General features: G+C 46.5%; 14 protein-coding genes. 2 read left to right on the top strand and 12 right to left on the bottom strand.

Annotated features, from left to right (window positions below; translation table 11 throughout):
- Positions 1-115 precede the first annotated feature (115 nt).
- From hxlB to B3K91_RS04535, 12 genes are all read right to left on the bottom strand, one after another.
- A complete protein-coding gene (hxlB, locus tag B3K91_RS04590; RefSeq protein WP_292594118.1) occupies positions 116-676 on the bottom strand; it encodes a 6-phospho-3-hexuloisomerase in 561 nt (186 codons plus the stop codon).
- Positions 673-1326 (bottom strand): orotidine 5'-phosphate decarboxylase / HUMPS family protein, encoded by a 654-nt coding sequence (locus B3K91_RS04585; RefSeq protein WP_292594124.1) that lies wholly within the window; start codon positions 1324-1326, stop codon positions 673-675. Before B3K91_RS04585 ends, hxlB begins: the two co-directional genes overlap by 4 nt.
- The gene (gene rbsD / locus B3K91_RS04580; protein ID WP_102818711.1) at positions 1326-1727 is read right to left on the bottom strand and encodes a D-ribose pyranase; all 402 of its coding nucleotides are present in this window, start codon (positions 1725-1727) and stop codon (positions 1326-1328) included. Before rbsD ends, B3K91_RS04585 begins: the two co-directional genes overlap by 1 nt.
- Before the next feature lie 14 nt (positions 1728-1741).
- A complete protein-coding gene (locus tag B3K91_RS04575) occupies positions 1742-2491 on the bottom strand; it encodes a GntR family transcriptional regulator (RefSeq protein ID WP_214060018.1) in 750 nt (249 codons plus the stop codon).
- 44 nt (positions 2492-2535) lie between these two features.
- Positions 2536-4065, bottom strand: coding sequence for a xylulokinase (gene xylB / locus B3K91_RS04570; RefSeq protein ID WP_292594116.1), 1530 nt, complete (start codon positions 4063-4065; stop codon positions 2536-2538).
- Positions 4062-4994 (bottom strand): ribokinase, encoded by a 933-nt coding sequence (locus tag B3K91_RS04565; RefSeq protein WP_292594114.1) that lies wholly within the window; start codon positions 4992-4994, stop codon positions 4062-4064. The genes xylB and B3K91_RS04565 overlap by 4 nt, the downstream gene beginning before the upstream one ends.
- Before the next feature lie 27 nt (positions 4995-5021).
- A complete protein-coding gene (locus B3K91_RS04560; RefSeq protein WP_292594112.1) occupies positions 5022-5426 on the bottom strand; it encodes a VOC family protein in 405 nt (134 codons plus the stop codon).
- Positions 5427-5432: 6 nt separating this feature from the next.
- On the bottom strand, positions 5433-6425 hold the full coding sequence (locus B3K91_RS04555) for an ABC transporter permease (RefSeq protein ID WP_292594110.1): 993 nt from the start codon (positions 6423-6425) through the stop codon (positions 5433-5435).
- Between the two features lies 1 nt (position 6426).
- On the bottom strand, positions 6427-7950 hold the full coding sequence (locus tag B3K91_RS04550; RefSeq protein WP_292594108.1) for a sugar ABC transporter ATP-binding protein: 1524 nt from the start codon (positions 7948-7950) through the stop codon (positions 6427-6429).
- Positions 7951-7964: 14 nt separating this feature from the next.
- Entirely contained in the window at positions 7965-8660 is a 696-nt protein-coding gene (deoC, locus tag B3K91_RS04545; RefSeq protein ID WP_099830471.1) for a deoxyribose-phosphate aldolase, read from the bottom strand.
- A gap of 84 nt (positions 8661-8744) precedes the next feature.
- On the bottom strand, positions 8745-9713 hold the full coding sequence (locus tag B3K91_RS04540; RefSeq protein ID WP_099830470.1) for an ABC transporter substrate-binding protein: 969 nt from the start codon (positions 9711-9713) through the stop codon (positions 8745-8747).
- 165 nt (positions 9714-9878) lie between these two features.
- Positions 9879-11738 (bottom strand): diguanylate cyclase domain-containing protein, encoded by a 1860-nt coding sequence (locus B3K91_RS04535; RefSeq protein ID WP_292593535.1) that lies wholly within the window; start codon positions 11736-11738, stop codon positions 9879-9881.
- 393 nt (positions 11739-12131) lie between these two features.
- On the opposite strand from B3K91_RS04535, the gene B3K91_RS04530 reads away from it, so the two are divergent.
- Positions 12132-12929 carry an electron transfer flavoprotein subunit beta/FixA family protein gene (locus B3K91_RS04530; protein WP_214061206.1) on the top strand — a complete coding sequence of 266 codons (798 nt, stop codon included), beginning with the start codon at positions 12132-12134 and terminating at the stop codon, positions 12927-12929.
- On the top strand, positions 12922-13652 hold a 731-nt coding region (locus tag B3K91_RS04525; protein ID WP_292594106.1), incomplete at its 3' end, for an electron transfer flavoprotein subunit alpha/FixB family protein. The genes B3K91_RS04530 and B3K91_RS04525, both read left to right, overlap by 8 nt.

The following is a 13652-nucleotide window of genomic DNA, read 5'->3' as shown; positions in this document are numbered from 1 at the left end:
TCGGTCGTTCCATCCCAGAAAGAAGGACCGGAAATTCCCCAACAGCCGTAACCGAGTGCCGACAGTTTCTCTTCTATCTTTTCCACTTTTTTATACTTCAATTTTCTAACCTCCCTTATTCGAGATTTGCGTGGTTCTTGAACATCATTTCCGAATCTATGCTCAAGCTCTCCATTAAGTCCATTACGATGATATCCGTCAATATCAACAGCGATTGTTCGAATAGATTCCCCATCGGTTGAACCGAAGAGACACCAGCTCTGTCGGGCACTTTGGGTGTCTTCGTGGGGACTGTAATGACTATGTCGCTATGCCCCGCCACTGTAGATTCCTTGCTGGCAGTTATAGAAGCTATTGCGGCTCCTAATTTTCGAGCCTTTTTGCAGTTTAGAACCACTGAAGGAGTCTCCCCCGAAGCGGATCCGATGATTAAGAGGTCTCCCTCTCCCAAAGAAGGAGTAGTTACTTCCCCCACAACATGGACCTTCAATCCCAAATGCATTAGTCTCATCGCAAATGCCTTGATTACCAGACCAGACCTGCCCATTGCAAAGAGAAAGACTCTTCTTGCCCTTAGAATACTTTCGGAGAGCTCTTCGATCGATGAATCCTTAACTCCCGAAAGGACGGATCTTATCTCGTCAATAACAATGTCAAGCGTGCTTTCGAATTTCATGAGCCCTTCTCCAGTCTCTTCTTTATCTCCGATGCTACTCTTGCAGGGTCCTCAGCTTCCCAGATCGATCGTCCCGCGATCACTACATCGGGCTTCAACGGGAAGACATGGGAGAGATTGTCGGAAGATATTCCGCCCGCAACGGCGATCTTTGTCTCCGGAAGGACTCTCCTTATGATTTCTATCTTTTTCGCATATTCGAGCAGATGCATGCTCTCCCCCACACCGCTCAGATCGGCAGAAGTGTGAACGCAGACATAGTCAGGCGACAGTGGAGATACCTTCTCCGCAAATGATTCGAGATCGGAGATCTCGATCGTATCGAGCATCATTTCTCCGCCAAATTCGTCTGCCGCTCTTCTCACCTCTGAAATCGTCTTGAAAGAGGCAAATCCCAAAACCGTTACTATATCGGCCCCATTCTCAAAAGCCATGACCGCCTCGACATATCCTCCGTCAACGATCTTCATATCTGCAAGAATAGTATGATCGGGGAGTCTATCGCTAATCTCTCGAACCAGCGCCGTGCCGTGGGCAAGAATAACAGGGGTCCCGACTTCTATGATATCTATGTAATCTGCAACTTCTTCGGCAGTGCGAATGAAATCGGACTTGACATGGGTATCGTTTGCGAGCTGTAGAAGTATCATCAATAGGTTACCCCGCCGACGAGAATGATGCTGGAATAAGGTATCTGCTCCCCGGTTCTGATTACTCCCTTTGATTTTGTATTTGTCAGTTCCTTGAATTCAACATGAGGAACGAATTCCACTTCTATACCTTCGGGTAGATGCTTCATAGTCTCTTCGAGACACTTGGGACTCACGGTTTTCATCTCTTCCGAAAAGATGACCTTCTCGATCTCCAGCTCTTCAAGAATGGGATCCAGCACATCGAATACCCCTGGCTTTCCGCCTACAATACTTACATCTATCCTGTATCTGTTTGAAGCAATAGGCAATCCGGAGTCAGATATTACCAGAAGGTCTGTGTGGCCCATCGAACCAATTAGATTGCATATCTCCTTATTCAGAATTCCACTTTTCTTCATGATCATCTCTCCCTTCAAATCTTAGTAGTCAAATGTATTCGAAACTTGTAGTGTGTAGCCTCATACCAGCATTGCACCAGTTCCACGTGTTCGCCATTGGCTGCACAACCGACTCTCTCGTAGTATAGTATCGGTGCCCCTTCTTCGATCTTCAGGAGTTTCGCAATTCTTCCTTCTGCGAGCCTCCCCTCGATTATCGCGTCTCCTTCAACAACGGCCGTTCCCCTTTCTCTCATAAGTTCATATAGTGAACCCTCGAAGTTCTCTTCTCCAGTGAGGTTCGAGCGAGAAGTGAGAAAGGATATGAAAAGAGCTAGAGGAAAGTAAGCTTCATTTCCCCTCAGTCTGGTAACATGAAGCAACTCTTCGTCTTCCGAGACATGGAGGATTTTTGCCATTTCCGGACCGGCCTTGACTTTTTTTACCTCAACAACCTTCGTTATCGGCACATGGTTCTCGAGCCTCATCTGTTCGGTAAAACTCCTGATGGTCGTAAGCTGCTCCTGCGAAGCACTGTTCGTGACTATCGTCCCTTTTCCGCGGGATCTGGAGATCTGACCGCTGCTTTCCAGAGCCTGCAAGGCTCTCCTCACGGTCGCCCTACTGACATCAAACACTTTCATCATTGCTTCTTCCGTTGGAAGTTTCCTTCCAACGGCGCCTGGTTCCTTCATATAATCCGAAATTATTCTATAAATCTGGTAGTATAGTGGAACCGGACTTGCTCTATCAAGGGCTATTCTTCTATCTGCATTGAAAAGCATGATGAAATCACATCCTTCTTTACGGTACTCGAGAAACGAATAGGCTAATTCGAATACTGTCTCAGTTTGGCAAGGTCTTCATAGGTCTCTATGAGAGAACCGTAGGCCTTATCAAAAACTTCGAAAAGCCTTTCGTAGTACCTGTGATTCTCCGGGTTGTACTCGATGAACTGAACATCCCTCACAAAAGTAGACGCTTCCTTGAACGTCATCTCTCCGGCTCCAACAGCCCCAATAATGGCCGCTCCCATTGACGTTGCCTCTTCAAGATACTCAGGTACCGTAACCGTCTTACCGAAGATATCGGCCACAATATGTTTCCAGTTCCTTCCTTTTGCTCCTCCGCCGATAAGACGAATCTTGTCGAATTTCCCCTTAGTCTCGAGAATATCCAGGACTATTTTCAGGTTGAAGGCAACTCCTTCAAGTACCGCTCTCAACATGTCGGCCTTTCTATGTGTCGAGGACAGTCCTATAAAGGCGCCTCTAGCATTTATGTTCCACCTCGGGCTTCTCTCCCCAAGCAAATAAGGCAGGAAGACTAGGTTTCCCGCTCCGGGTCTGGTCTGGTCAACAAGATCGTCCATAATAGTGAAGGCGCTCAGCCCAAGTGCCTTTGCCTTCTCTTCTTCGTGCTGACAGAGAGCGTCCTTAGCCCAGTGATACGAAGCTCCCCCGGCCTGCATTGTTCCAGTCGGGCAATAGAAACCCTCAATGGGATATGCGAAGTTAAATGTCCTCGACTTCTCGTCGAAGAGCGGTTCCGTGGAGCATGTGCTGACCCAGCTCGACGAACCGAGATAGAGATAAGCCTCGTCTGGACTGACAACCCCTGCTCCCAGGCAGGCACAGGCGCCGTCTCCGCCGCCGCGGACTATTAGAGTCTTCTTCGACAGTCCAAGTTCCTCAGCCACTTTCGGAAGAATCTTTGAGACGACATTCGTTGAGGAGGTCACGGCAGGAAGTTTCTCCATATCAAGTCCGAGAACCTCAACGAGTTTTTCCGACCACTTCAGGTTCTCGATATCGAATAGAAGCGTCATCGACGCATCTGAATGGTCAGTCCCGAACTCTCCGGTGAATCTGGAGACGATGTAATCCTTCGCATTCAGGAATTTATGTGCCTTGTTGTATATTTCAGGTTCGTTGTCTTTTATCCAGGCAATCTTCGGACCGGAGTACGTTGGTGTTATCCTCGATCCGGTAAGCCTGTAGACGAAATCATTGCCCACTTCTTCGAGCCTTGCCGACTGTTCGACGCTTCTCTGATCGGCCCATATGATGGCTCTTCTAAGAAGCTTTCCGTCCTTGTCCACGGGGATGGCTCCCATCATCTGTCCGCTGAAGCTTATAGAGACTATCTCTTCGGGATTGACAGCAGCCCTGGCGATGAGCTCCGAGGTGGTTTTTTTGACGGACTCCCACCACTCCAGAGGATCTTGCTCTACCTGATTCGGACCGGGATGATAGGTCTTGTAACCTGAGAAGGAACTCGCCAGGAGTTTTCCGTCCACTCCATAGAGTGTCGCCTTGTTCCCGGTAGTTCCCAGATCGTATGCGATGACGTATTTCATTTCCTATCGCCCCCAGTTATCTCCATCACCAGAGCTTCGATTTCTTCCCTTTCAGGCATTGAAGGGGAAGTACCGAATCTAGTAGTGGAAATGGCCGCCCCGGCACGGGCGTAGTCTATAGCTCTCTCCAATTCCTCTCCCCTCGAGAGATATGCCGCAAAAACGCCGGCAAATGCATCTCCAGCTCCGGTTGTATCGATAGTCTTCACCTTGCAGGCGGGGACAAGCCCTCCATTGACCGATGGACAGTAGACCCCCTTGCCTCCGAGAGTTATGAGCACAGTGTCCACCGACTTCTTCAATTCAGATGCTATTTCCTCTATCGAATCCATGCCGTCGAGGGGAATCCCTGTCATGAGGCTGGCCTCTATCTCGTTTGGCATAATAACGTCGACATATTTGAGGATCGAATGATCAAATTCCTTTACGGGTGCGGGATTTAACAAGACTCTTGCCCCGGAGTCCCTGGCGAGTTTTATCGCCTCATAAGTTGCGTCGAGATTTGCTTCAAACTGTGTAAGAAAGACATCGGAAGAAGTGAAGATATCTCTATTCCTTTTTACATCATCAATAGTCAACTCATTGCATGCCTCCGGTGCAACTGCAATAGCGTTGTTTCCATTGTTCTCATCTACTATTATCAGAGCGACACCGGTTCCGGCAGTATCCGACTCGAGAAGATACTCCTTAGTAATTCCAAATCTGTCAAATGCATTCTTGACAAATGGAGCAAACAAGTCTTTGCCGATCTTCGTCATGAACTTGACATCAGATCCAGCCTTTCTGGCAGCCACAGCCTGGTTGAATCCCTTGCCTCCGGGGCCCATCTTGAAGGGACCGGAAAAGACAGTCTCTCCTACAACGGGAATGTGGGGAGAAAGGGTAGTGAGATCCATGACATAGCTGCCGAATACCGTCACTTTATTCATTTGATACCTCCAAGCAATCTAATGATTCTATCTGGGTCTCTTCTCTTCAGCGATCTCCAGCAATTCACCGCCCGTACCCTTGAACGTGTTGTAGAAGATTTTTCCGTCAAAAACCGGGATGGGATCGGGCGATTCGAGTTCAATGCCGTTGCTCTTCAGGTAATCCATTGCCTTTTCAATGTCATCCACAACAAAAGAGAGGTGCTGAAAGTGAGACTGTGATTCGGGAGCAAATTCCCTCTCTTTGCTATCTTCATAACACATAAGCTCGATTTCACAACCCTCGCCGGCAACAAATGCGACTTCGAGTTTCTTTTCAGGAAGCTTCTCTCTGTTAACAAGTCTCAGTCCGAGAAGACCTATATAGAACTCTAACGCATCATCGAGATTTGGAACTTCTACTGCCACATGAAAGAACTTGTTTATCTTCATTATCTATCACGCCTTTTTTAAGAGTTTCTTCAGACCTTCGCCCTTCTTTCTACTCTTCACAAACTGGTCGAAGAATACTGCTAGTATGATAATCGCTCCGATGACAATCTGCATTATGAAGGGATCTACTCCTAGCAGATTACCGCCATTTCTGATCGTCTGGATTATCAGGGCACCCATGGCCGTACCAAGAACAGTACCGACTCCACCACTAAGACTGGCTCCGCCGATGACGACCGAGGCTATGGCGTCCAGCTCGTAGCCGTTTCCTCCAGTCGGTACCCCTGCAGCCATTCTCGTTCCGAGCATCAAACCGGCTATAGCACTGAAAATCGCAGCAACGATGTAGAAGGAATACATATTAAGTCGGATATTGATACCGGATAGTCTGGCTGCCTCCTCGTTACTTCCTATGGCATACAGATTCCTTCCGAATTTCGTATACTTCAACACAAACATCATAAAAGCTGCAAGAACGATCCACGTCCATGCCAGGGCCGGTATCCCGAGAAATTCGGCAACTGCAAACTGCCTGTAATCAGTAGGAACACCGGTAACCATTCTCCCGCTTGAGATGTACATAACAACGCCTCTTACAAGCGTCATCATACCAAGCGTTGCTATGAAGGCAGGCACTTTTCCGTCATGAACCGCCACGGCATTTATCAGCCCTACCAACGCACTTATTCCAAGAGCGATAAGTATTCCTACAAAGGTCGGAAACTGGAACTCTCCTCTTGTGGAAGTGAATATCGCGAATACCATTCCGCTGAGACCTACTATAGAACCAACAGATAGATCTATACCTCCAGTGATGATAATCAAAGTCATTCCTATCGCAACAACACCGTTTATCGAGGACTGCCTGATCAAATTAGTAATGTTAGCCCATGACGAGAAGTTTCCTTTTGTTGCGATGGCCAGAAAGACCCACATCACAACTAAGATTATCAGAAGGTTTCTTTCGGTAAAAGCCTTTCTATCCCTCTTTCCAGCCATTTCAGACTGCCTCCTTTATCTTTTCTTTCGAAACAAGGTTCTTCATTGCCAGTGTCAAGAGATGCTCCTCTGAGAAGTCTTTCTTTTCTACCTCGGCTGCCATCTTTCCGTTCGAAATTACGTAGATTCTGTCAGACATTCCCATTAGTTCGGGAAGATAGGAAGAGATTAGAATAATTCCCTTTCCGGATGCCAGAATCTCTCCGAACAACTTGTAGATTTCAGACTTAGTTCCAACGTCGATTCCGACAGTCGGTTCATCGAATATCAGTACATCAGTGTTCTTGCAGAGCCATCTCGCGATAATAACCTTTTGTTGGTTTCCACCGCTCAGCTCAGAGACTTTCTGGAATATGCTCCCGATCTTTATGGAGAGTTTGTCGACATAATCTCTTGCTTGCATGTGTGCTTTCCGATAGTTGATTAGAGGACCCGTCATAGTGTTGTCAAAATTGATTATGTTTATATTGAAATCAACATCCTGCTGCAAGAATATCCCCTGTTTTCTTCTGTCTTCCGGCAGATAACCGATTCCGTGTACCAATGCATCTTTAGGATTCTTGATTGGAACATCTGAACCCCTTACATGGATACGTCCTTCACTTCGGTTGTCGACTCCGAAAATAGCTCTCGCTATTTCCGTTCTTCCTGCACCGACAAGACCGAAAAGTCCGACCACTTCGCCGGCCCTTACATTGAAAGAGATATTCTCAAATCTGTCGCCGGAGAGATTCTCTACTCTCAAAAGCTCTTCGCCGGGTTCCGTATCTTTCTTATAGTACATTTCTTCTATCGATCTTCCAACCATTAGGGGGATTAGTTTCTCAACATCTTCAAGTTCCTCTGTGGTATATGTTCCAACTGTAGCTCCGTCCTTCAAAACCGTCACCGTATCGCAGATGTCGAAGACCTCTTCAAGGTTATGGGAAATGTAGATAATCGCAGTCCCCTTCTTTTTTAGATCTCTAATGATCCTGAACAGAATTTTCGTTTCGTTCCTTGTCAAAACGGCAGTGGGTTCGTCGAAAATGACCAGTTTCGATTTCTGCCATAGCGCCTTGGCAATAGTTATCATTTCGCTCTCGGCTATACTTAGCTCTCTGATGTTTCTGTGAACGTTTATATCCAACCCTATTTCATCAAGAAAGTCCTTGGATTCTTTGTACATCTTTCTCCAGTTGACAAATGGACCGATCATGGGCTGCTGTCCAAGAAAGAAATTCTCCGCAACGGTAAGATCGGGCGTTACCATAACGTCCTGGTAGACAGCATATATCCCGAGTGCCTTGGAAATCAGAGGAGAGTTCCTGGTCACTTCGCTTCCCTCGAAGATCATGGTCCCCGAATCTTTCGTGTAAGCTCCTGTAATTATCTTTATCAGAGTTGATTTACCTGCTCCGTTCTCTCCTACAAGACCCCTTACTTTACCACTCTTGACGGAGAGGGAGACGTCGTCAAGAGCCTTAACAGCAGGGAAACTCTTATTTATCCCTTCAAGCTCGATTACAGTCTTTTCATCAGGCATGCCATCGCACTCCTTTAGCTCCCGTATTTCTTCTCATACTCTTTGAGAATTGAAACACTGGCACTTGAGCCGAAAACGGTCGCTCCCAGCTCCATGAACTTCTCAACATGCTCAAGGGTTCTAACACCACCGGAAACCTTGATCTTCTTCTTGCCGGCAACGACAGAGTTTATTAGTTCAACATCGCGATAAGACGTTGCTCTTGGGCCAAAACCAGTCCCGGTCTTAACGAAATCTATTGTTGGCACATCAACTATAAGTTCACAGACTTTCACAATTTCATCTTCTGTGAGTCTGCTGGTCTCTATTATAAACTTGCAGATTCTGTTTCCTTTCTTCACTCTCTCAGAAAGAACTACAAACTCTCTCTCAACGAGATCCCATTTATTCGACTTCACAGCGGAAACATTGATCACAATATCGAAATCAGTAACTGTTTCTCCCAGGGAAAGGTAGTACTCTACTTCCCTCATCTTCATATCTGTGGGAACCATCCCGAGCGGGAAGCCCCCCGGCCCTACGTTAATCCCAACTTCCGTTCCCTGCACTTTGTCTATTACATACGTGGGGATAGCATACCAAGGTACAACGACATTTCTGAAGTTGTACTTCAGCGTTTCATCAACGAACTTCTCGATATCTTCCCACCTAGCCTCGGGATTAAGCAAGGTATTATCAAATCTTCTATTGAAAGCCAGCTCGTTTTTCATCTAGTAATTACCTCCATGTGGCCAAAAATTCTGAAAATGGGCAGCTTTCGCTGCCCATCATGTTCATTTAAAACAACTTAAGAATCAATACCTCTTTCTAGAAAATGGATCAAGTATCTCCATAGACTCTTCAAGAATGTCCTTGGTGATGATATAGACACCAGTGTCATAGTATTCGGGAAGAGGCTCGCCGTGAATTGCCATGAAGGCGTACATAACACCCTTATATCCCATACCATGGGGGTCCTGAACGATAAGGGCTTTAAGTGCTCCGCTGTCAAGTGCCTCGATTTCCAGAGGATCCGAGTCGTAAGCAACGGCCATTATCTGGTTCTCTAGACCTCTCTGTTCGATAACTCTCGCAACACCGATACCAGTGTGGTTGTTGTCAGCGAAGAAACCAACCAGGTCGGAATGGGCTATCAAAAGGTCTTCTGCTGCGTTGGCTGCTCTAGAAATGTCATTGTCAACATAGATCGTCGGAAGAACTGTCAGATTGGGTGCGATCTCCTTCAGTCTGTTGATGAAACCAGTGTCTCTGTCGGTAAGAACCTGGACACCAGCCATGGCGCTAATCAAACCAACTTTTCCGTCGAGAGGCTTGTTGTTAGCCTTTAGAGCCTCAACGAGCTTGTCGGCTGCCGCCGCTCCACCAACAGCGTTGTTCGTTGCGAGGAATGAATTGAAACCAGTATCATAGACGAAGTTGTCGATGAGAATTATCTTAATTCCCTGTTTGTATGCTTCGTCCAGAATCAGAGAAGGAGCTTCTGAACTTGTAGAAGAGATGACTATTGCATCAGGCTTCTTGTTAACAACATCTTCGAGTATGGATATCTGAAGATCGATATCGGCTTCGGACGGAGGTCCGTAGACCGTGACGTTAACTAGTCCCTGGAGATCGTGTTCGGCATTCTTGCCACCCACAATTGTGTACTGCCAGAAGTCAGAATCCGTTGCCTTGACTATAAAGGCAATTTCGTAAACTGCAAAACCTAGAGTGGCTCCGAAAAGGATAGAAGCCATAACGAGTAACATAAGTACTTTACGCATAAGCAAAACCCTCCTTATATGGTTGTTCTGTACATACGCACGTACACATGTACGTACAAACAAAATAATTATAGCAAGCGAACGAACTCGCAACAAATTTGAAAAACAGAGAGAATTTTCGTAATTAGAAGTTTGGAGTCAGAAAGAAGACATAATCGTCTTTAATCACTCTTGATCATCGCGGATTGCTTCTGGGAAGTTTAGCCCTCTGGAATCAGTCTTACTGTTCAGTTCTCTTTTCTTCGAATACATTGCAAGTTCTGCATTCCTAAGTACGTCATAAAAATCAGTTACAAGATCTTTCTTAGTGGCAACTCCAAAAGAGGCGCTAGCTTCCACAGAGAAACATCCCACCTTGCTCAGGTTTTCCTCTATCCTTGAGACGATTTCCTCTGCCTTTTCGGTGTCTGTTCTCAGAAGAAGGACAACAAACTCATCTCCACCCCATCGAACGACGAGATCCTCGTGCCTGCAGGATTCCTTAATTGTGCGAGATATCGTCTTCAGATAATCGTCGCCGTAGAAATGGCCGAAGGAATCGTTTAGTGCCTTCAGCCCGTTGACATCCGCAAAAATGACTGAAATCGGAAGATTTCTCGAAGTGTCAACCCTGGACACTTCTTCATCGAAGAAGGTCCTGTTGTAGAGGCCAGTCAGCGAATCGTGGAAAGCAAGGAAACGTATTTCTTTAGTTTTCTTGATCTTTTCAAAGGCTCCAAGAGCGTGAAGCATCAACAACTCGGCAAGCTCGGCATCTTCTTGTTTGAAGCTTCCCGATTCAATGGTGACCGTTTGAAAAACACCGTAATCTCCAATAGGAACACTAAGTACTGCCTTGATCTTACTGCTTGAAGGTCTTGCATCGATTTCCTTCGAAACGTTATCGATTATTATTGTTTTCCCCGTCTTCAAAGTCTTTCCAGCAATCCCCTCATATTTCGGAACGCGAGAGTTGACCTCAATGTTACCAGAATGTCTCTTGGCAACTAGATAGTCTCCTTCAACAACATCCAGACTGTAATAGTCGAAACTCAGAATATCGGTGGCCGCTTTCACTATTAGATCAAAAACTTCCTCTTCTTCTGTGCAGCTCTCCATCTTGAAGGCAATATCGTGGAGACTTCTTATCTTGGCCCTCAGGCGCTCGTTTTCAGTTGCCTTCTTCTCAAGCTCCTCGGTTCTTGCCTTGACACGTCTTTTAAGAGTGTGATTCCAGATCCAGAGGAAAAACAGACCAATGGCAAAGAAAACGAGAATTCCTGCGGCCACCAACAGATGCTTCTTATTCTGTTCGAACCAGTTTGCAGAGCCAAACCACTTCTCGAAAATCATGCCGTATTCCCCGCTCTCTCTTACAAGCAGGAGGCCCTTATTCAGTTTATTGAGAAGAACGAAGTCGTCTTTTGCCGTTGCGAAAGCGTAGTCTCTATCGAAGAGCGCGGTACTCGAAACTTCAAGATTATCGATCTTGTTCTCCTTGGCAAAGTAGAGACATTGGTACTTCTCGAAAAGACCAAAGTCGCCACTTCCTGAAGATAGAAGCTTCAGTCCCTCTATCGGAGATTCAACGGCAATGATTTTGTCTGTAATTGAATTCTCGAGCAGATAATCATGCATAACTCCGTTGCGCTGAACTACTATTTCTTTACCGAACAAGTCTTCAACCGTCGTTTCCTTTTGACCCTTTCTATAGAATATCCCCATATGGAGGGTATTGTGGGGAATCGAGAAGCTATATATCTTCTGTCTCTCGGGAGTAACAGCCATCCCTAATAGACCGTTAAGTTCTCCCGACTGAAGCTTTTCGACAACACTGTTCCACTCACCAAGCTCAATCTCAATATCCAGTTCGGCCGAGTCTGCAACCGCACGCATCAAATCGACATTGAAACCGATGGGCTTGCCGTTTTTATCAACAAACTCATACGGAGGATAAGCATTATCCCCGCCAAAAGTGAGCTTATCTGCAATTACTGATGTAAACAACAGAATCGATACAAGCAATGTTAGAACGATTTTATTCATTTTTCGATTCACCCCGGTCCCAAATATCATATCACGATCATTACAAAAAAAGAAAGTCTTCATGAAAAGCAGTCTATTGAGTATTGTCTGGAATAGCTATATTCATTACAAGTAGCAAATCTCGTAAGTTCTCACCTAACTTAAGAGTAATATAATCATAATTGTGCTCTATCAATTTGTTCACTTCCGACAAAATGCTGGTATTTCATTCTTTTCATTCAGTCATTAGTTTGGTTTTTTTGAACCGTAACGGTTTCACGGATTCTCTTCTTCCCGAATCAGACAGAACCAATTTCTCAAGCCGAGTTTGTTTACCTGCTGCTCTCCTGCGAGAAAGTGATCGACCTGTGTATTAATATTGAATAGAGATGACAGTTCGAGGGGGAGTTCATTTTGAAGATTCTTGTTCTTCTAAAACAAGTTCCGGATACCGATGAAGTTAAGCTCAATCCCGAAACGGGGACGATGATAAGAGAAGGAGTTGGGACAGTTATTAATCCGCTTGACCTTCATGCGCTGGAGACCGCTTTGAGGTTGAAGGAAGCAGGTGATCATTCGATCACCGTGGTCTCTATGGGACCTCCTGTGGCAGAAGAGGCCGTAAGAGAGGCGATTGCCATGGGAGCCGACAGGGCGGTTCTCCTTACAGACAGAAGATTTGCGGGAGCCGATACATGGGCCACAGCCATGGCTCTAGCGAGATTCGCGGATAGAGAAGGTCCGTTTGACCTGATCCTTGCTGGGGAAAAGGCAACAGACGGCGAGACAGGGCAGGTCGGACCCGAGACGGGAGCCATGCTGGGCATACCGGTAGCGACCTATGTTTCCAGCATAGTCGATCTCGAGGATAACGGGATTACCGTTGAACGCGAAGTAGAGGACGGCAAAGAGATATGGAATCTCCCTCTGCCTTCACTAATATCGGTGACAAAAGACGTTAACGAGCCGAGACTTCCGACACTGAGTGGCAAGAAACTGGCGAAAGATGCGCCCATTGAGAGAATCGGAAACGATTCTCTTGCAATGGATCCATCGGAGACCGGTCTGACTGGCTCACCTACGAGAGTAGTAAGGATAGGAACCCCAAAACTCTCAAGAAAGGTCGAGATGTACGAAGGAAGCGATCTAAAACATGGGATAGATGAGATAAAAAAGAGACTGCTTCCATATCTGGTGGTGAATCATGAGTGATCTCCTGGTAATCGCAGAAAGAAGAGGAAGCGAAATCCATTCGAGTACATATGAACTACTGGGGAAGGCTCGCGAGCTTTCACTCAAGCGTCCCTTCAACGTTTCGGTAGCGGTCCTCTCTGACAATCGACTTGATGAAGATGCAACGGCATCGCTCTTCTCCGGTGGGGCCGACAAAATTATCATGGCTATAGATAAGAGTCTTGGAAGATTCAACTTTGAGCCCTACACAAAGACTCTTGCCGCGATCGTCAAGAAACTCTCGCCGGAAATCGTGCTTGCCCCGGCGACGACTTCGGGGAGAACCTACATGCCCGGACTGGCGGCGCTGTTGAAGACCGGCCTTACTGCCGACTGCACCGGACTGGATATTGAGGAGGACACAGGAAATCTGCTGCAAACCAGACCGGCAATCGGGGGCAATATAATGGCTACGATCAAGACCCCTAACCACAGGCCCCAGATGGCAACGGTCAGGCCAAAGACATTCTCGGCCTTGAAGGAACCCTACATGGGAAACGGCGAAGTGGAATCCTTCGAGGTTACTCCAGAGATGATCGAGACAAACGCAACGCTTCTCCAGTTCAAACCAATAGGCGAAGGAAAGAAAGGCGTTCAAGACGCAGAGGTAATAATCGCGGGAGGGATGGGTCTCAGAAAAGTTGAGAACATGGAACCGATCTACAGACTTACAAAGCTGATTAATGGGACCGTAGGTGCTTC

This window comes from Mesotoga sp. UBA5847, from assembly GCF_002432735.1.
Classification (GTDB): Bacteria; Thermotogota; Thermotogae; order Petrotogales; family Kosmotogaceae; genus Mesotoga.
The sequence above is the reverse complement of the archived record's forward strand: the minus strand, read 5'-3'. Positions and strand labels throughout refer to the sequence as shown.

Excerpts from the sequence above, each read along its gene's own strand:
- B3K91_RS04585 (WP_292594124.1), bottom strand. The coding sequence starts at position 1,326 with ATGATACTTCTACAGCTCGCAAACGATACCCATGTCAAGTCCGATTTC.
- B3K91_RS04560 (WP_292594112.1), bottom strand. The coding sequence starts at position 5,426 with ATGAAGATAAACAAGTTCTTTCATGTGGCAGTAGAAGTTCCAAATCTC.
- B3K91_RS04540 (WP_099830470.1), bottom strand. The coding sequence starts at position 9,713 with ATGCGTAAAGTACTTATGTTACTCGTTATGGCTTCTATCCTTTTCGGA.
- B3K91_RS04575 (WP_214060018.1), bottom strand. The coding sequence starts at position 2,491 with ATGCTTTTCAATGCAGATAGAAGAATAGCCCTTGATAGAGCAAGTCCG.
- xylB (WP_292594116.1), bottom strand. The coding sequence starts at position 4,065 with ATGAAATACGTCATCGCATACGATCTGGGAACTACCGGGAACAAGGCG.
- B3K91_RS04565 (WP_292594114.1), bottom strand. The coding sequence starts at position 4,994 with ATGAATAAAGTGACGGTATTCGGCAGCTATGTCATGGATCTCACTACC.
- B3K91_RS04555 (WP_292594110.1), bottom strand. The coding sequence starts at position 6,425 with ATGGCTGGAAAGAGGGATAGAAAGGCTTTTACCGAAAGAAACCTTCTG.
- B3K91_RS04535 (WP_292593535.1), bottom strand. The coding sequence starts at position 11,738 with ATGAATAAAATCGTTCTAACATTGCTTGTATCGATTCTGTTGTTTACA.
- deoC (WP_099830471.1), bottom strand. The coding sequence starts at position 8,660 with ATGAAAAACGAGCTGGCTTTCAATAGAAGATTTGATAATACCTTGCTT.
- B3K91_RS04550 (WP_292594108.1), bottom strand. The coding sequence starts at position 7,950 with ATGCCTGATGAAAAGACTGTAATCGAGCTTGAAGGGATAAATAAGAGT.
- hxlB (WP_292594118.1), bottom strand. The coding sequence starts at position 676 with ATGAAATTCGAAAGCACGCTTGACATTGTTATTGACGAGATAAGATCC.
- rbsD (WP_102818711.1), bottom strand. The coding sequence starts at position 1,727 with ATGAAGAAAAGTGGAATTCTGAATAAGGAGATATGCAATCTAATTGGT.